The organism is Sinorhizobium sp. BG8 (genome assembly GCF_016864555.1).
Taxonomy (GTDB): Bacteria; Pseudomonadota; Alphaproteobacteria; order Rhizobiales; family Rhizobiaceae; genus BG8.
In genome coordinates this window covers 268,129-294,043 of record NZ_CP044011.1, presented here as the reverse complement: position 1 = coordinate 294,043, position 25,915 = coordinate 268,129, and the positions used below count along the sequence as shown (strand labels likewise).

General features: G+C 63.7%; 18 protein-coding genes. 9 read left to right on the top strand and 9 right to left on the bottom strand.

The window, feature by feature from the left end; all coding sequences use genetic code 11:
* The first annotated feature begins 54 nt into the window (after positions 1-54).
* Entirely contained in the window at positions 55-1,248 is a 1,194-nt protein-coding gene (gene dxr / locus F3Y30_RS01295; protein ID WP_203424796.1) for a 1-deoxy-D-xylulose-5-phosphate reductoisomerase, read from the top strand.
* A gap of 42 nt (positions 1,249-1,290) precedes the next feature.
* On the opposite strand, the gene hemA is transcribed toward dxr, so the two are convergent.
* From hemA to F3Y30_RS01275, 4 genes are all read right to left on the bottom strand, one after another.
* Entirely contained in the window at positions 1,291-2,505 is a 1,215-nt protein-coding gene (gene hemA, locus F3Y30_RS01290) for a 5-aminolevulinate synthase (RefSeq protein WP_203424795.1), read from the bottom strand.
* 239 nt (positions 2,506-2,744) lie between these two features.
* A complete protein-coding gene (locus F3Y30_RS01285) occupies positions 2,745-3,542 on the bottom strand; it encodes a xanthine dehydrogenase family protein subunit M (protein WP_203424794.1) in 798 nt (265 codons plus the stop codon).
* 17 nt (positions 3,543-3,559) lie between these two features.
* Entirely contained in the window at positions 3,560-5,908 is a 2,349-nt protein-coding gene (locus F3Y30_RS01280) for a xanthine dehydrogenase family protein molybdopterin-binding subunit (RefSeq protein WP_203424793.1), read from the bottom strand.
* A gap of 139 nt (positions 5,909-6,047) precedes the next feature.
* On the bottom strand, positions 6,048-6,536 hold the full coding sequence (locus F3Y30_RS01275; RefSeq protein ID WP_203424792.1) for a (2Fe-2S)-binding protein: 489 nt from the start codon (positions 6,534-6,536) through the stop codon (positions 6,048-6,050).
* 453 nt (positions 6,537-6,989) lie between these two features.
* Here F3Y30_RS01275 and F3Y30_RS01270 point away from each other — a divergent pair, with 453 nt between their 5' ends.
* The 4 genes from F3Y30_RS01270 (at position 6,990) to F3Y30_RS01255 (ending at position 15,308) form a co-directional block, all read left to right on the top strand.
* Positions 6,990-7,241, top strand: a complete 252-nt coding sequence (locus tag F3Y30_RS01270) for a glycine zipper domain-containing protein (RefSeq protein ID WP_203424791.1) — start codon at positions 6,990-6,992, stop codon at positions 7,239-7,241.
* Between the two features lie 442 nt (positions 7,242-7,683).
* Complete coding sequence (locus tag F3Y30_RS01265; protein ID WP_203426435.1) at positions 7,684-9,474, top strand: autotransporter assembly complex family protein; 1,791 nt, start codon at positions 7,684-7,686, stop codon at positions 9,472-9,474.
* Between the two features lie 99 nt (positions 9,475-9,573).
* Positions 9,574-12,606 carry a hypothetical protein gene (locus tag F3Y30_RS01260; protein ID WP_203424790.1) on the top strand — a complete coding sequence of 1,011 codons (3,033 nt, stop codon included), beginning with the start codon at positions 9,574-9,576 and terminating at the stop codon, positions 12,604-12,606.
* 53 nt (positions 12,607-12,659) lie between these two features.
* Entirely contained in the window at positions 12,660-15,308 is a 2,649-nt protein-coding gene (locus F3Y30_RS01255; RefSeq protein ID WP_203424789.1) for a translocation/assembly module TamB domain-containing protein, read from the top strand.
* A 48-nt stretch (positions 15,309-15,356) separates the two neighbouring features.
* Here the strand turns inward: F3Y30_RS01255 and F3Y30_RS01250 are convergent, their stop codons facing one another.
* Positions 15,357-15,797: an Lrp/AsnC family transcriptional regulator gene (locus tag F3Y30_RS01250; protein ID WP_203426434.1), complete on the bottom strand. Its 441-nt coding sequence runs from the start codon at positions 15,795-15,797 to the stop codon at positions 15,357-15,359.
* A 137-nt stretch (positions 15,798-15,934) separates the two neighbouring features.
* Here F3Y30_RS01250 and rocF point away from each other — a divergent pair, with 137 nt between their 5' ends.
* The 4 genes from rocF (at position 15,935) to F3Y30_RS01230 (ending at position 20,908) form a co-directional block, all read left to right on the top strand.
* Positions 15,935-16,870, top strand: coding sequence for an arginase (gene rocF, locus F3Y30_RS01245; RefSeq protein ID WP_203424788.1), 936 nt, complete (start codon positions 15,935-15,937; stop codon positions 16,868-16,870).
* Between the two features lie 17 nt (positions 16,871-16,887).
* Positions 16,888-18,093: an ornithine--oxo-acid transaminase gene (gene rocD / locus F3Y30_RS01240; RefSeq protein WP_203424787.1), complete on the top strand. Its 1,206-nt coding sequence runs from the start codon at positions 16,888-16,890 to the stop codon at positions 18,091-18,093.
* Between the two features lie 106 nt (positions 18,094-18,199).
* Positions 18,200-18,676, top strand: a complete 477-nt coding sequence (locus F3Y30_RS01235) for a chemotaxis protein CheW (protein WP_203424786.1) — start codon at positions 18,200-18,202, stop codon at positions 18,674-18,676.
* Between the two features lie 447 nt (positions 18,677-19,123).
* Positions 19,124-20,908, top strand: coding sequence for a PAS domain-containing methyl-accepting chemotaxis protein (locus tag F3Y30_RS01230; RefSeq protein WP_203424785.1), 1,785 nt, complete (start codon positions 19,124-19,126; stop codon positions 20,906-20,908).
* A gap of 81 nt (positions 20,909-20,989) precedes the next feature.
* Here the strand turns inward: F3Y30_RS01230 and F3Y30_RS01225 are convergent, their stop codons facing one another.
* The 4 genes from F3Y30_RS01225 to fdhF all read right to left on the bottom strand — a co-directional run bounded on the left by F3Y30_RS01225 (position 20,990) and on the right by fdhF (position 25,905).
* Positions 20,990-21,439, bottom strand: a complete 450-nt coding sequence (locus F3Y30_RS01225) for a PACE efflux transporter (protein ID WP_203424784.1) — start codon at positions 21,437-21,439, stop codon at positions 20,990-20,992.
* A 215-nt stretch (positions 21,440-21,654) separates the two neighbouring features.
* Positions 21,655-21,912 (bottom strand): formate dehydrogenase subunit delta, encoded by a 258-nt coding sequence (locus F3Y30_RS01220; protein ID WP_203424783.1) that lies wholly within the window; start codon positions 21,910-21,912, stop codon positions 21,655-21,657.
* A 15-nt stretch (positions 21,913-21,927) separates the two neighbouring features.
* Positions 21,928-22,770, bottom strand: coding sequence for a formate dehydrogenase accessory sulfurtransferase FdhD (fdhD, locus tag F3Y30_RS01215; RefSeq protein ID WP_203424782.1), 843 nt, complete (start codon positions 22,768-22,770; stop codon positions 21,928-21,930).
* 255 nt (positions 22,771-23,025) lie between these two features.
* The gene (gene fdhF / locus F3Y30_RS01210; protein ID WP_203424781.1) at positions 23,026-25,905 is read right to left on the bottom strand and encodes a formate dehydrogenase subunit alpha; all 2,880 of its coding nucleotides are present in this window, start codon (positions 25,903-25,905) and stop codon (positions 23,026-23,028) included.
* Positions 25,906-25,915 lie beyond the last annotated feature (10 nt).

Below are 25,915 nucleotides of genomic sequence, written 5' to 3'. Positions count from 1 at the left end.
GCCGTTCAGCTGTACAGCCTATCCAATAGAAGAAGAAAATGACGGAATCCACCCATGGCTCGGGGCGAAAGTGAAAGACGCCGCCTGACGATTCTCGGCGCGACCGGATCGATCGGCACCAGTACACTCGATGTGATCGACCAGCTTGGCGGACGCGAAAGCTTCGAAGTGGTCGCCGTCACCGGTAACGGTAATGTGGAGCTGTTGGCCGAACAGGCACGTGCCTGCGGCGCGCGCATCGCGGTTACCGCCGACGAGAGCCGCTATGCGGAGCTCAAGCAGGCGCTTTCGGGAAGCGGCACGGCAGTGGCCGCCGGGCGCGAGGCCCTGATCGAAGCGGCGGCGATGGAATCCGATTGGGTCATGGCGGCGATCGTCGGCACGGCAGGCCTTGCCCCGACGCTTGCTGCGGCCGAGCGCGGCGCCGATATCGCCCTTGCCAACAAGGAATGCCTGGTTTCTGCCGGCAGCCTCTTCGTGGACGCGGTCGCTCAGGGCGGCGGGCGGCTGATCCCCGTCGACAGTGAACACAGCGCGATCTTCCAGTCGCTCGAGGACGACCAGCGCCACGCCGTCGAGAGGATCGTGCTCACGGCATCCGGCGGACCCTTCCGCACGTCTACGCGCGAGCAGATGGCAGGGGTCACGGCCGCAGCGGCACGCGCGCATCCGAACTGGTCCATGGGCCTCAAGATCTCGATCGGAAGCGCCTCCATGTTCAACAAGGCGCTGGAGATGGTCGAGGCCAAGCACCTCTTTGACGTCCGGCCGGACCAGATCGAGGTGGTCGTCCATCCGCAATCGGTGATCCACTCCATGGTCGGTTACACCGACGGCTCGGTGATCGCGCAGCTCGGGTGCCCCGACATGCGCACTGCGATCGGTTATGCGCTCACCTATCCGAAGCGCCCGTCCCTCAACGTCGAGCGGCTCGATTTCACCAGGCTCTCGCGTCTCGACTTCGAGGCTCCGGACGAAGACCGCTTCCCGGCGCTTCGGCTGGCGCGCGTCGCACTCGAACGCGGCGGACTGCAGGCTGCCGTCATGAATGCCGCCGAGGAAGTGGCCTGCTATGCCTTCGTCGATGGAAGGATCGGCTTCCTCGACATGGCCGAGATCGCCGAAGAAGTGATGGATGGAATGATCGGCTGTGGCAGCGCCACCAAGATGGCTCATGTCTTCGAAGCCGACGCCGAGGCGCGGCGAATGGCCCGCGAGATCATCTCGAAAAAGGAAATGGCCGCCTAGAGGGCGGCCATTGTTTTGCAGGGGCGCGTCAATGCGCCTGTCTTATGCCACGGCGCGGGCAAGCGCACAGCGCGACCACAGGGAATGGAGCGCGCCGACCAGATGGTCGATGTCGGCATCCGAGTGCAGCGGCGTCGGGGTGATCCTGAGGCGCTCGGTCTTCTTCGGCACCGTCGGATAGTTGATCGGCTGCACGTAGACGCCGAAGTTGTCGAGCAGCAGGTCCGAGATCCACTTGCACTTTGCGGCGTCGCCAACCATCACCGGCACGATGTGGCTCGGATTGCCCATGTGCGGAATGCCATTCCGGTCGAGCTGCGCTCGAAGGCGGCGAACCCGTTCCTGATGGGCGAAACGTTCCTGCTGGCTTTCCTTGAGGTGGCGGATCGAGGCGACGGCACCTGCGGCAAGCGTCGGCGGCAGTGCTGTCGTAAAGATGAACCCGGACGCGAAGGAACGGATGAAATCGCACAGTGCCGTGGAAGCTGCGATGTAGCCGCCCATGACGCCGAATGCCTTGCCGAGCGTGCCTTCGATCACCGTCAGCCGGTGCATCAGGCCTTCGCGCTCCGCAATTCCCCCGCCGCGCGGACCGTACATGCCGACGGCGTGCACCTCGTCGAGGTAGGTCATGGCACCGTAGCGGTCGGCAATATCGCAGATCTCCTTGATCGGCGCGATGTCACCGTCCATCGAGTAGACCGATTCGAAGGCAATGAGCTTGGGCGCACGCGGGTCGGCAGCGGCGAGCTTGGCTTCGAGATCCTTGAGGTCGTTGTGCTTCCAGATGGCCCGCTCGCACTTCGAGTGGCGAATGCCCTCGATCATCGAAGCGTGGTTCCCGGCGTCCGAAAACACGATGACACCGGGGATCTTGGAACAGAGCGTGCCGAGCGCGGCCCAGTTGGAGACATAGCCCGACGTGAAGAGCAGGGCGGCTTCCTTACCGTGAAGGTCAGCAAGCTCGCGTTCCAGCAAGACGTGATAGTGGTTGGTGCCCGAAATGTTGCGGGTGCCACCGGCACCGGCGCCACATTGGTCGATCGCCAGCTTCATCGCCTCGGTGACCTTCGGGTGCTGGCCCATTCCGAGGTAGTCGTTGGAACACCAGACCGTGACTTCCTGCGGTCCCGAAACCGTGTGGCGCGTCGCCTTGGGGAAATTGCCCTTGTGGCGCTCCAGATCAGCAAAGACGCGGTAGCGGCCCTCCTGATGCAAGCCTTCCAGCTCGGTTTTGAAGAAGCTTTCGAAATCCATCACAGTCTCCTGACCGGAAAACCGGCACCCTGAAGCGGCACTATCCGCTTTCTCAAGTGGCACCGCACCTACACCCGCAAAGTATGGTCTGCAACAAGCAGGGCTGCGGCAAAACGGCGCCTATATTTGAACCATTCCAGACTACCGAGACTAATTCCCCTCGTTGTTGATGCATGTCAAGTCCGCAACAAAAGGGACGGCCGGGACCGTCCCCTTCATTCCCGGCCGGATGCACTCGGTCAGGCCGCCGCAACGGCCCGCTTGGCCATGACCTTCACGAGATTGGCGCGATATTCCGCGCTGCCGTGAATGTCGGAGAGCAGATCGGCGGGATCCACGGTGATGCCTGCAATCGCGTCCGCGGACCAGTTCGCGGAGAGAGCCGCTTCCATGTCCGTCTGCCGGAAGACGCCGTTTGATCCCGCGCCGGTCACGGCAACGCGCACGGTGCCGCCGGCATCGCGCGCGACGAAGACACCGGCCATGGCATAGCGCGATGCCGGATTGGGGAACTTTGCATAGGCAGCCTTGGCGGGAGCGTCGAAGGAGATCGAGGTGATGATCTCGCCGTCTTCGAGAGCCGTTTCGAACATGCCCACGAAAAAGTCGCTGGCGGCGATCTCGCGCTTGTTCGTGACGATGGTCGCACCCAGTGCCAGCATCGCGGAAGGATAGTCGGCAGCCGGATCATCGTTGGCGATCGAACCGCCGATGGTCCCCATGTGGCGCACGTGGGGATCGCCGATATGGGCGGCCAGATCGCATATGGCAGGACAGACGGCCCGCAACTCGGCCGACGAGGACACTTCGTAATGCGTCGTCGCTGCGCCTATGCGCACGGTCTTGCCGCTGATCGAGATGCCCTTGAGAGAGGCAATGCGACGCAGGTCGATCAGATCGGTCGGCGCCGCCAGCCGCTGCTTCATGGTCGGGATGAGCGTCATCCCTCCCGAGACATACTTGCTTTCCTCTCCGCCCGCATGCAGGCGGAGGGCTTCGTCGACGGAGGCGGCGCGGTGATAGGTGGTCTGATACATGGTCTGATCCTTCCCCGTCAGTTCACGGCATTGGCTGCGGCCCAGACCTTCTGGGGCGTCGCTGGCATGGACAGGTCATTGTTGCCGATGGCGTCGGTGATCGCGTTCATCAGCGCCGGCGGAGATCCGATCGCCCCGGCTTCCCCGCACCCCTTGATGCCGAGCGGATTGCCGGGGCAGGGCGTGTTCTGGTGGGAGACATTGAAGGACGGCAGGTCGTCCGCCCGCGGCATGGTGTAGTCCATGTAGCTTGCGGTCACGAGCTGGCCGTTCTCGGGATCGTAATGCACGCCCTCGAGGAGCGCCTGGCCGACACCCTGCGCGATGCCGCCGTGAACCTGCCCTTCGACGATCATCGGGTTGATGATGTTGCCGAAGTCGTCGGCGGCGACGAACTGGATGATCTCCGTCTTGCCCGTTTCCGGATCGACTTCCACCTCGCAGATGTAGCAGCCGGCGGGGAAGGTGAAGTTCGATGGGTCGTAGAAGGCGCCTTCCTTCAGGCCCGGCTCCATGCCGGCCGGAAGGTTGTGTGCCGTGTAGGCGGAAAGCGCCACCTGGAACCAGGGAACCGCCTTGTCGGTGCCGGCCACCTTGAGTTCGCCGTTTTCGATCACGATGTCGCTTTCGTCGGCTTCCATCAGATGGGCCGCGATCTTCTTGGCCTTGGCCTCGACCTTGTCGAGTGCCTTGACAATCGCCGACATGCCGACTGCGCCGGAGCGCGAGCCGTAGGTTCCCATGCCCATCTGGACCTTGTCGGTGTCGCCGTGGACGATGGAGACGTTGTCGATCGGCACGCCGAAGCGATCCGATACAAGCTGGGCGAAGGTCGTCTCGTGACCCTGACCATGGCTGTGCGAGCCGGTGAGAACCTCAATGGTTCCGACGGCGTTGACCCGAACCTCTGCCGATTCCCAGAGGCCGACGCCCGCGCCAAGCGAACCGACCGCGGCGGAGGGAGCAATTCCGCATGCCTCGATGTAGCAGCTCATGCCGATGCCGCGCTTCTTGCCGCGGCCCGCGGCCTCGGCCTTGCGTGCCGGGAAGCCTGCCCAGTCGGCCGCGCTCATTGCCGCTTCCAGAGAGGCTTCGTAGTCGCCGGCGTCGTAGTTCATGATGACGGGCGTCTGGTACGGGAATGTCCGGATGAAGTTCGTCCGCCGAAGTTCGGCCGGAGACACGCCGAGTTCACGGGCCGCCGTCTCAATGGTGCGCTCGAGGAGGTACGTGGCCTCGGGCCGCCCGGCGCCGCGATAGGCGTCGACCGCTACCGTGTTTGTGTAGACGGCGCGGACATTGGCGTGGATTGCCGGAATGGCGTACTGGCCGGAGAGCAGTGTCGCATAGAGATAGGTCGGGACGGCCGACGAGAACAGCGACATGTAGGCGCCGAAATTGGCGATCGTGTCCACCTTCAGCGCGGTGATCCTGTTGTCCTTGTCGAAGGCCATCTTGACGGTCGAGTGATGATCGCGGCCGTGAGCATCCGTGAGGAACGCCTCCGTCCGGTCGCAGGTCCACTTGACGGGAACGCCCGTGCGCTTCGAGGCCCAGAGACAGACGATCTCTTCGGGATAGATGTAGATCTTCGATCCGAAGCCACCGCCGACGTCCGGTGCGATCACGCGCAGCTTGTTTTCCGGCGCGACGTTGTAGAACGCGCTCATGACAAGACGTGCCACGTGCGGGTTCTGGCTGGTCGTGTAGCAGGTGTAATGGTCCTCGGCGGTGTCGTAGATGCCGAGAGCGGCCCGCGGCTCCATGGGGTTCGGCGCAAGGCGGTTGTTGAGGATCGTGATCTCGGTCACATGGGATGCTGCCGCGATCGCAGCATCCGTCGCAGCTCCATCGCCGATCTGCCAGTCGAAGATAAGGTTGCCAGGCGCTTCCGGGTGGAGTTGCGGCTGGCCCGCTTCCAGGGCTTTCACGGCGTCGGTGACTGCGGGCAGCACGTCGTATTCGACAACGACGGCTTCGGCTGCGTCCCGCGCCTCGGCCACGCTGTCGGCGACCACCACGGCAACGGCATCGCCGACGTAGCGGACGGTCTCATGGGCGATCGGACGCCATGCGCCCATCTTCATAGGGCTACCGTCCTTGGAATGGATCATCCAGCCGCAGATCAGGTTGCCGATGCCGTCATCGACCATCTGCTTGCCGTTCAGCACGCCGACCACGCCCGGCATCTTCTCCGCCGCGCTCGTGTCTATGCTCGTGATCTTCGCGTGTGCATGCGGCGAGCGGACGAAAACTGCAAACTTCATTCCCGGCACGACCATGTCGTCCGTGTAGCGGCCCTTGCCGGTCAGGAACCGCTTGTCTTCCTTGCGCGCAACGCGTGCGCCGATACCTTCAACACCCATCAGTTATCTCCTCCCGAGAAACAGCGAGCCGATAGGAAGCAGCCAGTAGGATTTAGCGACGAGAGAAACCCTTATCCGACCACCAACACCCATCAGGCTTCTACCTATTGGCCATTGGCTAGTCTCAATTGCCTGGCGGCTATTCGGCCGCCTGGCGGGCTCCGCCCATTTCGGCTGCCGCGGCCAGGATAGCCTTCACGATGTTGTGGTAGCCGGTGCATCGACAGATGTTGCCTTCGAGGTTCTCGCGCACCGTCTTCTCGTCAAGGCTGCCGCCGTAGCGATTGATCATGTCGACCGCGGTCATCACCATGCCGGGGGTGCAGAAACCGCATTGCAGGCCATGATGGGCCTTGAAGGCGGCCTGCACGGGATGGAGTTCTCCGCCTTGGGCCAGTCCCTCGATCGTCGTGATGGTGGAGCCTGCGGCCTGGGCCGCAAGGATGGAACAGCTCTTCACCGACTTGCCGTCCATGTGGACGACGCAGGCGCCGCACTGCGAAGTGTCGCAACCGACATGCGTACCGGTCAGGCCGAGCTTCTCGCGGATGAAGTGAACAAGGAGCGTGCGGTCCTCGCATTCACCGCTCACCTGCCTGCCATTGACCGTCATTACAACTTTCGTCATTCGTTCCTCCCTGGTGGGTTTCCCCGTCATGCTGGAGCAATCGATCCGATGTCGCGTGCAGCCGAAGCTAGCTTGGCTCAGGTTCACTGATCGAAAGCTTCAGTACGTTCCTCCTCCGTACAGCACTGGTCGGCAATCTTGTCTGCTTCGGAAAGGCCGGGCTTGTGCTTCCCGCATCATTTGTCTTTTTCAACCGCTGATCAACCGGCTTCTTGACCGACGGGGCAAAATTTTTCGACGGGCGGAAGATGGAGCCGCACAGACGTTGCGGAAGACATGCTCATCCGACGTTCAAAAAAATACTGTTGCCCCCCATAGACTTCCGTATTTTCAACTTTATTTTCTCTTAGCGGCGACATTGCTGACGCGCGTGAACTGGTCTGTGCCGGTTCACGAACGTGGAAAGGCGGGGCGTAAACTGCTCCGCAGCCGCTCAACTTTGGAGAGAGATTGATGAAGAAAGCCATAGTGCTCGTGCTGGCCGGCCTTGCTGCCGCAAGCTGCACAGCGACAGAAAAGGGCGCCGGCATCGGCGCGGCCTCTGGCGCCATTATCGGTGGCGCTGTCACGGGCAACGTTCGTGGGGCCGCAGTGGGTGCCGCCATCGGTGGCCTGAGCGGAGCCGTTATCGGCCACGTCGCGGATCAGCCCGGTCAGTGCTACTATCGTGACCGCTACGGTCGCCGTTACATCGACGATTGCTGAGACCTGCGCGAAAACTCGCTTCGATTTTCGAACCCCGGGATGGACACCTACCCGGGGTTTTTCTTTGCCGGTTTCCATTACAGCTTCCGGGATAGTTCACAGGGCGCAACAAATTCGCCTTTGCGGCTTCAAATTCCCGATCGACCTGTGTAAAACCGCCGTTAATCTTACGGAAAACCTAACGCGTTAGGGTCCAATCCAGCCTGAAACCGAACGGCCATGAAGGTCAGACGGTTTCAACGAAGTCAGTGTGGCGCTCCGGATCGTTGCCGGAAACAGCCCCGCACGGGAACGGAAAGGCGATCGAAAGCTGCGGGAAGTCGTGAACCGGCCGGAATGGAGTTCTGCGTATCTGAGAGCTGGCACCGTTTTTGCGGTCGCTGCAGCGCTCCTGTGCACCCCCTTCATTGCCAGGCCCGCTCTCGCCTTCGAGATCTTCGGAATGAAGTTCTTCGAGGATGAGGAGGATGTCGACAGCGTCATCGATCCGGTGACCTACAAGCTGACGCTCGAGGTCGGCGGCGACGACGAGGACCTGAAGAAAGCCATCGAGACGGCCTCCAACCTCAAGCAGGACGAGACCAAGCCGGTTTCGGGCGGCCTCGGTCTTGTCATCAAGGCGCGCGACGACCGCGACCGCATTCTTGCGGCGCTCTACGAAAACGCGCGCTACGGCGGCGTCGTGGATGTGTCGATCAAGGGCGGCGCGATCGATTCGCTGCCGCCGGACCCCGATTTCGGCATGAAACAGGACATCCCGGTCACCGTCCGCGTGACGCCTGGACCGGTCTTCACCTTCGACCAGGTCACTTTGAACGGCGATGCCGAGGGGCGAACGCCGGCTGACTACGGCATGGTCAAGGGTGCGCGTGCCGATTCGACCATCATCCTCAAGGCCGGCGAGCGCATCGTGAATGATCTCAAGGCGCAAGGCCGGCCGCTTGCCAAGCTCACCGACCGGAAGGCCACCGCCGACCATGCGACCAACACGGTGGACGTGGTCATCAGCGCGGAAGGCGGACCGGTCGCGCCGATCGGTGAGGTCAGCGTCACCGGCACGAAGAGCGTCAATCCCGAATTCGTGAAGATGTATTCGCGGCTGATCGCCGGCCAGCCCTATTCGCCCGAAGCCCTCACCAAGGCATCCGACCGGTTGCGCCGGCTCGGGGTCTTCTCGAGCATCACCATCCGCCAGGCCGATCATCTGGCGCCGGACGGCTCGCTTCCGATGACGATCGAAGTGTCCGAGGGCAAGCATCGCTACTTCGGAGCAGGTGCGCAGTTTTCCACCACGGACGGCTTCGGCGTGCAGGGATACTGGGGGCACCGGAACCTGTTCGGCGAGGCAGAATCGCTGCGGATCGAGGGATCCGTGAACCGGTTGGGCGAAGGCAGCATTGGCGACCTCGACTATTCGACGGGCATCCTCTTCGCGAAGCCGGGCGCATTCGGCCCTGCTTCCACCTTCACCGCAAGCGTCAAGGCGGCGATCCTCGATCCGGACGCCTACTATGCCCAGACGGTGACCGGTGCCGTCGGCGCGGTCTTCGAGCTCTCGGACTACGACACGCTGACGTTCGGCGGCGAGATCTCCTGGGCCAAGATCGACGATGCCTTCGGAAACAACCGGTACCTCACCTACAGCCTTCCCATCGAGTATGTGCGGGACACGCGCGACGACAAGCTGAACCCCACCAAGGGCTACCGCGCGATGATCAACGCCAAACCGAGCTACGAGGCGGATCGCGGCACCACCTTCTCCAGCTTCGAGACGGCGTTTTCGACCTACCAGGCCGTAGGCGAGAGTAACCGTCTGGTGCTGGCGGGCGAAATCACCGCAGGCACGATCGTCGGGGCCAGCCAGCTTTCCGATATTCCGGCGACCCGGCGTTTCTACCTCGGTGGGGGCGGATCCGTGCGCGGTTACGGATACCAGGACATCTCGCCGCGCAATCGCGACGGCGATCTTCTCGGCGGCCGTTCCTATGTGCAGGTTTCCGCCGAGGCGCGATTCAACGTCACTGACAAGATTGGCATCGTTCCCTTCCTGGACGCGGGGACGGTTTCGCGCGACGAGGTTCCGGACTTCGACGACATCCGCGCGGGTGCTGGTCTCGGACTGAGATACGCGACACCGTTCGGTCCGATCCGGCTGGATGTGGCCGTGCCGCTCAATCGCTATGACGGCGGCGAGTCCTATGGGATCTATGCGGGCATCGGCCAGTCTTTCTGACGCGGCGGGTACCAAGTGGGGTCGGCGGACAGGCGGCCAGACCCACCGGAACGGCCATCGGGCGTTCCTTCAGCGGCGTTGATACGCTAAGGGAGAATAATGACTGTCTTGCTCCGCATTCTCGGCCGTCTCTTTCGCATCGCGCTTTACGGACTGGCGCTTTGCGTGGTGCTCCTGCTCGCTGCTGTGGCCTTCGTCGGCTTCACCGATTCCGGCGCCCGCATGGCGATGTCCTATGTGGAGAAGCTCATCTCCACCCCGGAGCGCACCGTCGTGCTTGGGGATCCTTCGGGTCTCCTCACCGGCAGGCTGAGGATCGGTTCGGCCGTTCTCGGCGACCGCAAGGGAACCTATGCCGAGGTCCGGGATGTCGCGGTCGACTGGTCGCCGCTGTCCCTGGCGTTCCTCGAATTCAAGGCTCAGTTGGTCTCGGCCGGCTCCGTCTCGCTGCTGCGCCTGCCGGAACCCGTGGCAGAGGCGTCCGCGTCCTCATCTTCCGGCAAGCCCTTCTCGCTTCCCGTCGAGGTGCGCGTCGGCAGTGTCGACATGCCGAAAATCCTCATCGGCGAGAGTGTCCTCGGCAGGGAGCAGGAGCTGCGGCTCTCCGGCAGCGGCAGCGCCGGTGCGAACTACGTCGCACTGAAGGTCGCCCTCTCCGAGCAGGCCCGGCCCGACGCCCGCGTGAACGCGGACATTCTCTTCAATCCCGCCGGCAACGAGTTGCGGCTCGATGCGGACATCGCCGAACCCCGGGGCGGTATTCTGGCGACCCTCTTGCGCCTTCCCGGCGAACCCGCCGTCGGTATTCGTCTCAAGGGTGAGGGGCCTCTCTCTGCATGGGGCGGACGGCTTTCGGCGGGTCTCGACGGCCAGGAGGTCCTCTCGCTCGATGGACGCCACGACCTTTCCACGGCCGGCCTCCACACGATCTCGCTCCACGGGGGTGGCGCCTTCGAAGGCCTGATGCCGCCTCAGTTGCGCTCACTCATGGCCGGCACGACGGCGATCGATGTCGTTGCCGCGTTCGAGGGGACCGACCTGCTGCGCATCGAGAAGGGCGACATATCGACCGGCGCCTTCACCCTCAAGGCAAGCGGAACGGCGAGTGTGAAGGGGGCGAACGATCTCGATGTGGCGCTCTCCGGCACGACGCAGCCGATAGACCTCCGCCTGCCGCTCTCGGGCGGCGAGGCAAGGTTCGTGATCGACGGTGCAACCGTCTCGCTGACGGGACCGGCGGACGCCAGTGCGCTCGATGTCGCCGCGACCGTACTGTCCGTCGAGGTTCCTCAGGGCCGGGTCGAAGACGTCAGGCTCTCGGCCAGAAGCCCGGCATTCGATCTCGCAAAGCGCAGCGGCACGGTGAACGTGCTGGCCGAAACCGGAGCGACAGCCTTCAACAGCGAAGACGTCAACCGGGCGATCAAGGGACCGGCGAAAATCGCCGCCACTCTGGCAATCGCGCCGGAACAGATCCTGTTCGAGCCCGTCACGATCGAAAGCACCACGCTCGGCGGTACGATCACGGGCCGCCACGACCTGTGGACGGGAGCGACCGATGCAACCTTCAAGCTGTTCGCGCTCCCGGCCGTGCTGCCGGAGAACCTTTCGGCCAAGTTCGGCACGACGATCTCCGCCGAAGGCCGCGTGACGGCGTCCAGCGAAGGCGCCATCGATCTGCAGGATTTCCAGCTGAAGTCCGATGCGCTGGAGGCCGCGGGGCGCGTGTCCCTCAAGGGTGGCGTGCTCGATGCCGCCCTGTCGGGGCAGGTGCCTGAGATCGACCGTTTCCTTCCGCAGGCGAAGGGTGCGGCCAGCTTCGACATTTCGGCGGCAGGAAACCTCGACGCACCACAGGTGAAGGGTGCGGTCCGTTCCGCAGGCGTCGCCCTTGCCGGACGGACGCTCGCCAATCTCGCAATCGACATCGACGGCAAGGCCGATCGCAGCAGCCCGGCGGGAGAAGTGTCGGTCTCCGGTGAATTGGACGGCCAGCAGATCAACCTTCGCTCCAGTGTCACCTCCAGCTCCGGGCAGATCTCGATGCCCGTCGTGGAGGCCACGATCGGCACCAACACGGTGAAGGGCGCACTTGCGCTCGGCGCCGATTTCATGCCCGACGGAACCCTGCAGTTCGCCTTCCCCGACGTCGGGCTTCTGGCATCGCTCGCAGGACAATCCGCGACCGGCGATCTTGCCGGCACGGTCACCTTTGCCCGCGCCGAGGGCAGGACCGGCCTCGTGCTCAATGCCACGGGCTCCAACCTCGCGCGCGATAACGTGACCGTGACAAAGCCCGTCATCGACGTGACCGTGGAGGACCTTCGGGCCCTTGCGGCGACCGGGATCATCCGGGCAGACGGCGTGACTGCGGGGGAAAACGATCTCCAGGGACCCGTCGTGGAGTTCAACCACCAGGGCGACGTGACCGGCTTCAAGGTCTCCGGGCGCTATGAGAATGCGCCGCTCGCAACGGAAGGCAGCGTGTCGCAGCTTCAGGGCGTGACCACTGTGGCGCTCAGTCGTCTCGAAGCCACCGTCAAGGGCTATCCCCTGAGGCTCACCGAGGCCACGTCGATCGCCATCCGCGACGGCGCGGTCAATTTCGACCACATGACAATAGACGCGGGCATTGCCGAGGCAGAGGTCTCCGGCACGTTCAGCGCGTCCGGCGAAAGCGACCTCAGGGCCTATCTGTCGCGGGCCGGCGGCCCGATCGACTTGAAGTTTCCGGTCGACGGCAAAGAGGCCAGCCTTGCCATCGAGTCGGCTAACCTCTCGATGGTCGGGAAGATGCAGTCCGCGAGGCTTAGCATCGCGGCGAAGCTCGCCTCCGCCGCTTTCCCGCAGGGCAGCATCGCAAATGCCGAGCTCGCGGTTGAAAGCGCATCCTTCAACATACTCGAGCAAAGCGGTCAGGTGACCGCGTCCGTCAAGGTAGGCGAGACGCAGTTCGTCAACGCGGATCTCGCGCGTGTGCTGCCCGGGCCGGTAACGCTGGACGCCAACCTCTCCGTGCAGCCGTCACTGATCGGATTCGACGAGGTCGCGCTCGCGAGCGCCGGCGCCAACGCCAAGGCGAGCGGGTCCTTCGCTCCCCGACAGGCGTCGCGGACGTTACCTTCGAGCTGACGGCGCCGGCTGAGGCGCTTCCGGCCGCGGTCGCATCGAAGTTCGACACGCCGGTGTCCCTGGAGGGCAGGCTGAAGCGTGCTCAAGACGGCGCCATCGAGGTGTCGGCCGCCAGGCTCAAGTCCGGCACGCTCGATGCCTCCGGCTCGGCGAAGCTCGCCAACGGAAATTTGGAGGCAAGCGTCTCGGGAACGCTGCCCGCGCTTGGCAAGCTGCTTGCAGATGCAGAGGGCAAGGCCACCTTCGAAGCCACGGCGACAGGTCCGCTCGCTGCCCTCGGCGTAAAGGCTCAGGTGGTATCGAGCGGCGCGAAGCTCGCCGGCCGAACGCTCAGCGATCTTGTTCTCACCGTAGATGGAAAGGCCGATCCCAAGAGTCCCTCCGGCACTCTGACGGCAACCGGTGCGCTCGACGGGCAGGCGATCAACATCAAGTCGGATGTGGTGTCGCAGGATGGCAGGATCTCCATTCCGGTCCTCGAGGCGAAGGTCGGACCGAACATATTGAAGGGTGCGGTGACGCTTGGCGCCGACTACCTGCCGGTCGGCAACGTCACTTTCGAGTTTCCCGATATCGGACTGCTCGCGGCAATGGCCGGGCAAAGGGCAAGTGGTGACCTCGCGGGCTCCGCCGTGATCGAGAACACTAATGGAAAGACCGCGCTTACGATAAAGGCATCGGGCAAGGGGATCAGCCGCGACGCCCTGAAGGTCGTCAATCCGTCGATCGACCTTCGCATAGCCGATCTTCAGACTGCTGCGATCTCGGGCGAAGTGCGTACCGATTCGATAGTCTCCGGGAGCAACCGCCTCGAGCGTCTCAAGGCGACGTTTACGCGTGAAGGCAACGAAACGATCTTCGACGTGGCCGGCCAATACGATGGTGCGCCCCTTCTCACGCGCGGGACAGTCCAACAGGCCGGCGATCAGCTCCGCATTTCGCTTGCTTCCTTCGAGGCTTCCCCGAGGCGGGTCCCAATCCGGCTGTCGAAGCCGACGACCTTCACCCTGCGTGGCGGGGACCTCGCGCTCGACGGAATCACGATCGGCGCAGGCAATGGCACGATCGCCGTCAGCGGCGCGGCAGGTCACTCGCTTAACCTCGCCGCGAAGCTGACGTCACTTCCGGCAAGTCTTGCCAACACCTTCTCAGCCGGTCTCGGTGCCGAGGGCACGATCGGCGGGACGGTCACGGTCAAGGGAACTCCGGCCCAACCCAACGTCGCTTACCAGCTTCAATGGCAGGGCGCCCGCACCAGCCAGACGGCGGCGGCCGGTGTCGGTCCGCTTCAGATCGGCGCGCAGGGCGGTTTCGCGAACAACCAGGTGAGGCTGGACCTCACGCTTTCGGGCAGCGGCCTGTCCTTCAAGGGCGGCGGCACCGTCGGGGTGACGGGCAACATGCCGCTGTCGCTGAAACTTGCGGGAACCGTGCCCTTCGATCTGATCCGGGACAGGCTCGCCGCGCAGGGCTTCTCGCTGACGGGCAATGCCGTCATCGACCTGTCGATCTCGGGCGCGGCGAAGAGCCCGGTCATCGCCGGTACCATTTCCACATCAGGGGGCAGGTTGGTCGACGTCAGGCGCAATCTTGCGGTCAACGATCTGACCGCGCGCGTCTCGCTCGACGGCAGGCAGGCGACGATCCAGCAACTGAGCGGAAGGCTCGCGACCGGGGGAAGGATCTCGGCTACCGGTACCGTGGGCATTGCTCCGGGCTCCGGCTATCCGGCCAATGTCGCCGTCACTCTCACCGATCTCACCTATGTCGACGGAACGCTGGTTACCGCCAATGTCGCTGGTGACCTGACGCTGAAGGGGCCGATCCTTACCGGGCTCGTGATCGGCGGCGAGGTACGGATCAGGCGGGCCGGCATCACCATTCCCGAGAAATTGCCGGCATCACTTTCCGAAATCGACATCAGGCACAGGAATGCGCCGCCTGCGGTGCTCGCAATGGTGAAGGCTCTCGAGCAGGTCAGCGGCGGCGGCGATGCCGAGGGTCGCGGCGTCGGCCTCGATCTCAAGATCAGTGCGCCCCGCCAGATCTTCGTGCGCGGCCGTGGAGTGGATGCCGAACTTGGCGGTGACCTTACCATCCGCGGCAACACTTCCAATCCGTCTGTGTCGGGCGCGTTCACGCTCAAGCGGGGCCGGCTGGAGATCCTGGCGAGGCGCCTGGATTTCACCAGCGGCACGATCAGCTTCGGAGGCGGGCTCATCCCCACGCTGAACCTCGTTGCCACATCCACCGCCGGCTCGACCACGATCACGGTCACGGTTGCGGGGCAGGCCAACAGCCCGACGGTCGAGTTTTCCTCGTCGCCAGCGCTGCCGCAGGACGAGGTCCTGGCGCAGCTGATCTTCAACCGGTCGATGTCGAACCTGTCGGCCGTTCAGATCGCGCAGCTCGCCGCCGCCGCGAGCCAGCTCGCCGGCGGACCTTCCGGGGGCCTCTTCAGCAGCCTCAGAAGCAAGCTCGGCGTTGACGATCTGGATATCTCCACCGACGCGGAAGGGCGCGCCCAGGTCACGGCGGGCAAGTACCTCAACAAGCGCACCTACCTGGAGGTGACCCAGGATCCCGAGAACGGCGGTGCCGAGGCGACGATCAACCTGGATGTCGGCAGGGGCGTCAAGCTGCGCGGCCAGGCTGGCAGCAGCGGTTCAGGGGCCGGCATCTTCTACGAGCGGGAGTACTGAGCGACCGGATTGCCGGCGTCGCGGCGCGGAGCCATCCGGTCCTGACCCTCAAGCGAGAGCATTCTTGCTGGTCTTCAGCAGGATGTTGGTTTCGGTCAGGTTGATGCCGTCGATAAGCCTGATCCGTCGCAGCGTTTCGTCGAACGTGCCGAGATCCTTGTCCTCGAGCTCGGCGATGAAATCCCATCGACCGTTGGTCGAGTGGAGGGCCCGGACCTGCGGCAGCCCCCGCAGCTGCATGGCGACACGGTCCGCCATCTTGCCGTGTACCTCGATCATCACGATCGCCCGAACCCCTCCGCCCGAGAGTTCCGTACCCGTGCGAATAGTGAATGCTGCGATCGTTCCGGAGGATACGAGGCGGTCCAGCCTCGCCGTCACCGTCGCCCGGGAAGCGCCCGTCATGGCTGCAAGCGTCGATACGGACGTGCGGGCATTGTGGCGCAGTGCGCTGATCAGCGCATGATCGAGATCATCGAGACTTATCATCATGTCAAATCGATCTTCGCAAAGTGTCAAATTTGGCCTTCTATCTGTCAGTTTACCCGCTTTTTGCCAACAGGCGAAGGCGTATAATCCCGCGCAACAACGGCACAGACCGGAAAATCGCGACCTGCGGGGAAACCATGACTGAGACCAAGCAACACATCGCCCTGATCGGCGCACCGCTCGAGGAAGGCTCGGGCCGGCGCGGTGCCGCAATGGGCCCCACGGCCCTTCGTATTGCGGGCATCGACACCACGCTCGCCGAACTCGGCCACACCGTCACTGACGAAGGGGACCTGAGGCCCCTGCCGGCACGTGACCTCGCCAATCATCCGGGCGCCAACCATCTGCAGGTCGTGGCCGCGTTCACCCGCGCGCTGGATGCTTCCGTCCATGACGCCGCTCGCGCAGGGCGCTTTCCGCTGATTCTCGGTGGAGACCATGCGCTCTCCATGGGCAGCGTTTCGGGAATGGCGCGATATGCCGCCGAAGTCGGGCGGCCGCTCTTCGTGCTCTGGCTCGATGCGCATGCGGATTTCAATTCGCCAGCGACCTCGCCTTCCGGCAACATGCATGGCATGCCGGTCGCCTACTTCTGCGGCGAGGCGGAGTTCTCGCCCATCCTCGACCGCAACCGTCCGCTGGTCGATCCGAAGCGCGTCTACCAGATCGGCATTCGCTCGGTCGATGCGCGTGAACGCGAGGAAATCGCCGAGCACGGCGTCAATGTCTTTGACATGCGCGCGATCGACGAGACCGGCATGGCGCGGATCCTCCATGATGTCATCGCTACGATCAAGGCAGCGAACGGCCTTCTGCACGTCAGCCTCGACGTCGACTTCCTCGATCCGGAAATCGCGCCGGGCGTGGGTACGACCGTACCCGGCGGGGCGACCTTCCGTGAGGCCCACCTCATCATGGAGCTTCTGTGCGACAGCGGCCTGGTTTCATCGCTCGATCTCGTCGAACTCAACCCGTTCCTCGATGATCGCGGCAAGAGCGCCCGCATTCTCGTGGAGCTGACTGCGAGCCTCTTCGGCCGACGCATCCTCGATCGTCCCACCCGCAGCGCCTGATCCGAACGGAGCCCCTGATGTCGCCCAACGCAGCCAATCTGATCGAAACCGAATACCGTCTCGGCGCCCACAATTACAAACCGCTCGACGTTGTCCTGTCGCGCGGGGAGGGCGTCCATGTCTGGGACATCGACGGCAATCGCTACCTCGACTGCCTTTCGGCCTATTCGGCGGTGAACCAGGGGCACTGCCACCCGAAGATCCTGGCGGCGATGATAGAGCAGGCGCAGAAGCTGACGCTGACCTCCCGCGCCTTCCGCAACGACCAACTCGCCCATTTCTACGAGGAAATCGCGGCGCTCACCGGATCGCACAAGGTGCTTCCGATGAACTCGGGCGCCGAGGCGGTTGAGACGGCGATCAAGGCCGTGCGCAAGTGGGGCTACGAGGTAAAGGGCGTCGCGGACGACAAGGCCGAGATCATCGTGTGCGCCAACAACTTCCATGGACGAACCATGGGTATTGTCGGCTTCTCCACCGATCCCGACGCCCGGATGGGCTTCGGGCCGTTCGCGCCGGGTTTCCGCCACGTGCCGTTCGGCGACAGCGAGGCGCTCCGCGCCGCGATCAATGAGAACACGGTCGCCTTCCTCGTCGAGCCGATCCAGGGTGAAGCGGGTGTCATCATCCCGCCGGCGGGTTATTTCCCGGCTGTGCGCGAACTTTGCACGAAGCACGGCATCACGCTGATCCTCGACGAAATCCAGACCGGACTCGGGCGCACGGGCAGGCTTTTGGCCGAAGAGCACGAGGGCATCGAGGCGGACGTGACGCTTGTTGGAAAGGCGCTCTCGGGCGGCTTCTATCCCGTGTCGGCGGTCCTCTCCAACACGGAGGTCCTCGGAGTGCTGAAGCCCGGCCAGCACGGCTCGACTTTCGGCGGAAATCCGCTTGCCTGCGCGATCGCCCGCGCTTCGCTCCGGGTGCTCACCGAGGAGGACATGATCGGCAATTCGGCGCGCATGGGCGAGCGCTTCCAGACGGGGCTTTCGGAGATCCGTTCGAACATCGTCACGGAAGTGCGCGGGCGCGGCCTGATGCTCGCCGTCGAACTCGACCCGGCCGCTGGCGGCGCGCGCAAGTACTGCGAGGCGCTGAAGTCCCGCGGCATCCTTGCAAAGGACACGCACGGCGACACGATCCGCATAGCTCCGCCGCTCGTCATCACCGCCGACCAGGTGGATTGGGCGCTCGAGCAGTTCGAGGCGGTGCTTCGCGACTGATCAATCCGGGCTCCCGAGCTTGAAGGACTGTTAACCTGATTGCGTCTAACATCGCCGTCATGTTGTGCCCCATAGGGCATCAAACTGACCTTGGGGATGAATTCTGATGACGACAATCAAAACAACCGGCTTTGACGGCGATTCGCTGGAGATCATCGCGTTTCGTCTGCACGATCAGGAGTTCTGCGTGAAGACGACCACGATCCGCGAAATCCGCGGCTGGGCGCCCTCCACCCCGATCCCGCATTCGCCGCCGGACGTCATCGGTGTCATGAACCTGCGCGGCACGGTGATCCCGATCATTGACCTCGCGCACAAGCTCGGCATGAAGAGCACCGAGGCCAACGAGCGCAGCGCGATCGTAGTCGCTGAAGTTCACAGCATGGTTGTCGGCCTCGTCGTCGACCGCGTCTCGGACATCCTGACGATCCGTGGCGATCAGATCCAGCCGGTTCCGGAAGTGACGACCTCGTTCGACAAGGCCTATGCGGAAGGCATCATCGCCCATGACAACGGCATGATCTGCTTCCTCAACCTGTCGCGCATGTTCAAGGAACGTGACATGGAAGACATGGCCGCCTGACAACAAGGCGCATCGCAGCATCCATTTTCAGGGCCGTCCACTCGAAAGAGTGGGCGGCCTTTGTCGTTTCGGTCGTCGGGCAATGATAATACAAATAGCAATCATAGATTGCATATCACGCGAGCCGAAATTCCTCCTCACGTGGGGTGAAACGCCTTGAACATTAGCACGTTGCTCGTGAATGGCCTCCCATTTCCAAGATGTTGCGTAGCTATATTCATAGTTCATTAAATTCAATCATAGGATTATACGTGCGGCTAGGGGCATGAAGCCGAACCCAGAGATCTCAATCACCCAATCACCGCGCAGGCCGCCGCCATGGCCCGTGCGGACAATTTCATAGTGGCAAGTCATCCTTGCCGCGCGCGCTGGACGTGGTGACGAACGAGGTGAATCCGGTTTCGAGAGCCGCCGCTCCACGCGCCATCGGATATCAAGAAGGCATCCATGTTTTCATTCGGAGCGAATTCAGATCCCGGCCGCATCTTGGACGCCATATCCAGGTCGCAGGCCATCATCCAGTTCGACACAACCGGGAAGATCCTGACCGCGAATGAGAACTTTTGCCGTGCGGTAGGTTACCAGCGCGACGAGATCGTCGGCCAGCACCATCGCCTGTTCTGCGATGCCGAATATGCCGCATCGTCCGAGTATCGCGAATTCTGGGAGCGTCTCGGGCGGGGCGAGTTCGATTCGCGCTGTTACAAGCGCATTGCCAAGGGCGGTCGGGAAATCTGGATACAGGCCACCTACACGCCTGTCTTCAGAAACGGCAAGCCGTACAAGGTCATCAAGTTCGCAATCGACATCACGAAGGTGAAGCTGAAGGCTTCCGAAGACGCCAGCAAGCTGGAGGCCATCTCCCGCTCCCAGGCCGTCATCGAGTTCACGCCGACGGGCGAGATCCTCGACGCCAACGAGAATTTCTGCAAGGGGCTCGGTTATCACCTGTCGGAGATCAAGAACAAGCATCACAGCATGTTCTGCGATCCGAACTATGTCCGCACTGCCGAGTATTCGGAATTCTGGAAGAAGCTTGCCGAGGGCACCTTCATCGCCAATGAGTTTGTCCGCTACGGCAAGGGCGGAAAAGAGGTCTGGATCCAGGCCGCCTACAACCCCATACGGGACCTCGACGGCAAGGTTTTCAAGGTGGTGAAGTTCGCCACTGATGTCACAGAGCGCATGTCTGCCATCCGGTCGCTGGGGAGCGGGCTCAAGGCGTTGGCCGAAGGAGATCTCGCCCAGACGCTCGCCACCCCTTTCGTTCCGTCCATGGAAAAGGTTCGCCACGACTTCAACGAGGCCGTGGCGCGTCTTCGCGACGCCATGCAGACGGTCGGCGACAATGCCACGGCGATCGCCTCCGGTGCGCGTCAGATCCGTTCGGCCGCTGACGATCTCTCGAAGCGTACCGAGCAGCAGGCAGCCTCGGTCGAGGAGACGGCCGCCGCCCTGGACGAGATCACCACCACGGTCGCCGATTCAAGTCGTCGGGCGGAGGAAGCGGGACGGCTCGTCGCCAAGACCAAGGATGGCGCGGAGAAGTCGGGCATCGTGGTCCAGAACGCGATCGGTGCCATGGGGCAGATCGAACAGTCTTCCCGCGAGATATCCAACATCATCGGCGTCATTGACGACATCGCCTTCCAGACGAACCTGCTGGCGCTCAATGCCGGCGTGGAGGCGGCTCGCGCGGGCGAAGCCGGCAAGGGCTTTGCGGTCGTGGCACAGGAGGTTCGGGAACTGGCCCAGCGCTCCGCCAGTGCCGCAAAGGACATAAAGAGCCTCATCTCGGCATCCAACGAGCACGTCAGGAACGGTGTCTCCCTCGTCGGCCAGACTGGCACGGCACTCGAGGAAATTCTCTCGCAGGTGCAGGAGGTCAACACGAATGTCGCCGCGATCGTCGAGGCGGCCCGCGAGCAGTCGACGGGCCTGCGTGAGATCAACCAGTCCGTAAACTCGATGGACCAGGCGACCCAGCAGAATGCGGCCATGGTGGAGGAAAGCACCGCCGCCAGCCACTCCATGTCGCGGGAAGCCGATGCGCTGCACGCGTTGCTCCGACACTTCCGGCTTGCCAACGCGTCTCCGGCTGTTCCCGCTCAGAAACAGGCGGCCAGGCCGCAGGCGGTCGCGCAGGCCCCGCGAGTACCGGCCATGGCGAGACCGATGCGCCGGGGTGGCGCGGCGCAGGCGCTCGCCATGGAGAGCTGGGAGGAGTTCTGACGTTTCCAGTCATGCGCCGGGGGCGAGACGTGGAACCGGCAGAGCTGACGATCCCACCCTCGCCGGCGCAGGAGGCGAGCCTTACCGGAGCCCGTGTTCCTGTTGAGCCGCAGGCTGCCAGGCGGCGATCGGGAAGACCCGGTCATAGGCCCAGTTGAAGACGAACGCGTACACCATGTAGAAGAGCGCGAAGGATACATCCATCAGGAAGGCCTGATAGAGGCTCACATCCAGGTACCAGGCAATCAGCGGCAGGAGTGCCGCAAGCAGACCCGCTTCGAACAGGACCGCGTGCAGCACGCGCACGAGCACCGTCTTCTGCGTTCCGCCTCTCAGGCGCAGCATGATGTGATCGAAGCCCAGATTGTAGATGTAGTTCCAACCCGTTGCGAGCGTCGCGCCGACGACACCAACGACGCCGATCTCGGCGACGGGCATCCCGAACGCCCAGGCGCCAAGCGGACTGACAAGAGCAAGGCCAATGAGTTCGAAGCTTATCGCGTGACGGACGCGATCGCGTGTAGAGCGCATTTCTCAACCCCCAAATCGGAAGGTTCGGGTCGTCCCGAAATTTCACCCGTATCTGGGGGAGGTCGTCCTCTCGGGCATCCATATAGGGATGCGGGCAGCGTGTGGCAAGGTCCGCATCCATAGGCAAGCGGCGACGAAACGTCGCTCGTGACCGGAGCAATTGCGAAAGAAGCGTTTGTGCTGTGCTTCGTGATGGAGAGGAAAGCGGAAGCGCTCTAACGGTTCGCTGCGGCCGCGGGCGGCGGTACTTCGGCCGGCGGCCTCCGGATCAGGGGAGCGGCTTTCATCACCAGCGGATCGAGGCCGATGCCGGCGTGATTGTCGATGAGGTCGAAGAGCTGGCGGCGCATGCGGGGTTCCCAGTATCTGTTGATATGGTTGGCGACGCCCTTCGGGCCCTCGGCCTCCGGCTGGGTGTTGAAGAAGGTGGCGATCTGGTTGGCCATGCGAACCAGCTTGGTACTGTTGGACATGTGGTCCGATCCTCTCTATCCGTTTCCGGCCTTCAGCGCCTCGGTCCCGACCGTCGGGACGATCCGCTCCATTCCGGTGAAAACTTCGTACTCGTCGCCGCGCACAAGCGCGATCAGCGTCATTCCAGCCTCTTCGGCGGTACGGATGGCAAGGGCCGTCGGCGCGGAAATCGCGATGATGAAGGGACTGCCGACGATGGCGGTCTTCTGCACCATTTCCACCGAGACACGACTGGTGACGATGACGGCGCCGTCAGCGCCGGTATAGCCTGCCCGGGCCGCCGCGCCGGCAAGCTTGTCCAGGGCATTGTGGCGGCCGACATCCTCGCGTACCGCGATCAATCCTTTGCCGGGGACGAAGAAGCCGGCGCCGTGCACGGCGCGCGTCAGGAGATGCAGTGGCTGCTGGCCGCCGAGCAGCCGCACCGCCTCTGACACCTGCTCTTCGCTCAAGGTAAGCGTCGACGCACGCACGCTGGGGGTTGAACGGACTGCCTGCTCGATCGATTCGATGCCGCAGAGGCCGCAGCCGACGGGGCCGGCCATGTGCCGGCGGCGGGCGGTCAGAGCCTTGTTCTGGAGATCGGCAAGACGGATCTGCAGGTCTATGCCCTTTTCCTCGAACACCGCCTGCACCTCCTCGATCTCGGAGGGATCGGAAATGATGCCTTCAGTCAGGCTGAAGCCCACCGCGAAGTCCTCGAGATCGTCAGGGGTCGCCATCATCACGGCGTGGGTCGAGCCGCCATAGCTGAAGGCGACTGGAGTCTCCTCGGGCACGACGCGTGTTCGGCGGCTCAGCTTCCCGTCGCGCAGGGCGAGTTCGGGGACCTCGACGGAAGTTCTGGATGCGCTCATGAGGAAGCAGGGTGAGCGCCACCCTCCTCCATACCTTCGCGGATCGGTGCCGCCATGCGTTGGCGTGGCGCGCGGTGCCGAGGCAGATCGGGGCAAGGTTGGACATACCCCCGGCCTCGATCTTCCGCGACGGCGCGAGGCCGGCCCGGCGGGGCGACATCGAGCGCGGGCGTGCTCCATCGCGTCATGCCGCTTGCGGGGAAGGCGCGCGGCAAGACGGCGAGGGGGACATGCCACGCGCTGGCCATTGCCGACCTACTCCGCCGCTTCCAGCTTGCCGGCGATCCGGCGGGACTGGCGGGCCTGGTCGTCATAGTCGACCTGCCACTGCGACGGCCCATTCGAGGGCGAGACCTGCACGGCGGTCACCTTATATTCGGGGCAGTTCGTCGCCCAGTCCGAGAAGTCGGTCGTGATGACGTTTGCCTGCGTGTCGGGATGGTGGAAGGTCGTGTAGACGACGCCGGGTGCGACACGATCGGTGATGAGCGCGCGAAGCGTAGTCTCGCCGGCACGGCTTGCGAGCCTTACCCAGTCGCCCTCGCGAATACCCCTGTTCTCCGCATCGTGCGGATGAATTTCCAGCCGGTCCTCCGGATGCCACAAGACGTTGTCGGTGCGTCGCGTCTGCGCGCCGACATTGTACTGGCTGAGGATGCGCCCGGTGGTGAGCAAGAGCGGGAAGCGAGGGCCGGTCTTTTCGTCGGTGGCGACATACTCGGTGCGGATGAACTTGCCCTTGCCGCGCACGAATCCGTCGACGTGCATGATCGGCGATCCGAGCGGATGCTGTTCATTGCACGGCCACTGCACGGAGCCGACCTTGTCGAGGTAGTCGTAGGAGACCAGCGCGAAGCTCGGGGTCGTCGCGGCGATCTCGTCCATGATTTCGGACGGGTGCCGGTAGTTCCATGCGAGCCCCATCGTCTGGGCGAGCTTCTGGGTCACCTCCCAGTCGCCGTAGCCGTTTCGGGGTGTCATCACCCGGCGGACGCGATTGATGCGCCGCTCGGCGTTGGTGAAGGTTCCATCCTTTTCCAGGAAGGTCGATCCAGGCAGGAAGACGTGGGCGTAGTTGGCCGTCTCGTTCAGGAACAGGTCCTGGACGACGACGCATTCCATCGCGGCAAGACCGGCCGAGACATGCTTGGTGTCGGGATCCGACTGGAGAATGTCCTCGCCCTGGATGTAGATGCCCTTGAAGGTGCCGTCGACGGCCGCATCCAGCATGTTCGGGATGCGCAGGCCGGGCTCGTTGCTGAGCGCAACACCCCAGAGCTTCTCGAAGGTCTCGCGCGTGGCGTCATCCGAGATGTGGCGGTAGCCGGGCAGCTCGTGCGGGAAGGAGCCCATGTCGCAGGAGCCCTGGACATTGTTCTGGCCGCGCAGCGGGTTCACGCCTACGCCCGGTCGACCGATGTTGCCGGTCGCCATGGCGAGGTTTGCGATCGCCATGACGGTCGTCGAACCCTGGCTGTGCTCGGTCACGCCGAGGCCGTAGTAGATGGAGCCGTTGCCGCCGGTGGCAAAGAGCCGTGCGGCGCCTCGGATCAGTTCCGCGGGCACGCCCGAGAGCTTCTCGACCTCTTCCGGGCTATGCCTGGGTTCAGAGACGAAGGCGGCCCAGTCCTCGAATTCCGACCAGTCGCAGCGCTCCCGTATGAAGCGCTCGTCGAAGAGGCCTTCCGTCACGATCACATGCGAGAGAGCGGTTACGACCGCCACGTTCGTGCCGGGCTTCAGCGGCAGATGGTAGCTCGCCTCGACATGAGGGCTCTTCACGAGGTCGATCCGCCTGGGGTCGACGACGATGAGCTTGGCGCCCTGGCGCAGTCGCTTCTTCAGACGCGAAGCGAAGACGGGGTGTCCGTCGGTCGGGTTGGCGCCGATGACGATGACGACGTCGGTCTGTTCGACCGAATCGAAGTTCTGCGTTCCGGCCGATGTGCCGAAGGTCTGGCCGAGGCCGTAGCCGGTCGGCGAATGGCAGACGCGGGCGCAGGTATCGACGTTGTTGTTGCCGAAGCCGGCGCGTACCAGCTTCTGGACCAGGTAGGTCTCCTCGTTGGTGCAGCGCGAGGAGGTGATACCGCCGATCGAGTCGCGGCCGTACTGGTACTGGATGCGGCGGAATTCGCTCGCGACATGGGAGAAGGCTTCCTCCCAGGTCACCTCGCGCCAGGGATCCGTGATCTTCTCGCGGACCATGGGATTGACGATGCGATCGCGGTGGGTGGAGTAACCGTAGGCGAAACGGCCCTTGACGCAGGAATGCCCGCGGTTCGCCTGGCCGTCCTTCCACGGCACCATGCGCACGAGTTCCTCTCCGCGCATCTCCGCCTTGAAGGAGCAGCCGACGCCGCAATAGGCGCACGTCGTCACCACCGAATGTTCGGGCTGGCCGATCTCGATGACAGATTTTTCCGTGAGCGTCGCGGTGGGGCAGGCCTGGACGCAGGCGCCGCAGGAGACGCACTCGGATTCGACGAACTGCTCGTGCATGCCGGCGGAGACACGGCTGTCGAAGCCGCGGCCCTCGATCGTGAGCGCGAAGGTGCCCTGTACTTCCTCGCAGGCGCGCACGCAGCGCGAGCAGACGATGCACTTGGCCGGGTCGAAGGTGAAGTAGGGGTTGGACTCGTCCTTCGGCGCCCAGTTGATGTTGATTTCGCCGTTGTTGCGGTCCTTGACGTGGTTCTCACCGTCGTAGCCATAGCGAACATCGCGAAGGCCGACCGCACCCGCCATGTCCTGCAGCTCGCAATCGCCGTTGGCCGCACAGGTGAGACAGTCGAGCGGGTGATCCGAGATATAGAGTTCCATCACCCCGCGGCGCACGTCCTTCAGTCGCTGCGTCTGGGTGGAGACGACAATGCCGGGCGCAACCGGCGTGGTGCACGAGGCGGGCATTCCCGCACGGCCCTGGATTTCCACGAGGCACAGGCGGCAGGAGCCGAAGGCATCCATCATGTCGGTGGCGCAGAGCTTCGGAACCTCGATGCCGGCCTCCATGGAAGCGCGCATGATCGAGGTACCCTCGGGCACGGTCACCTCGCGCCCGTCGATCGTGAGCGTCACCATCTTTTCGGAGATGGAGGCAGGAGTGCCAAAGTCGATTTCAGGAACAAAGGTCATTGGCTTTCGT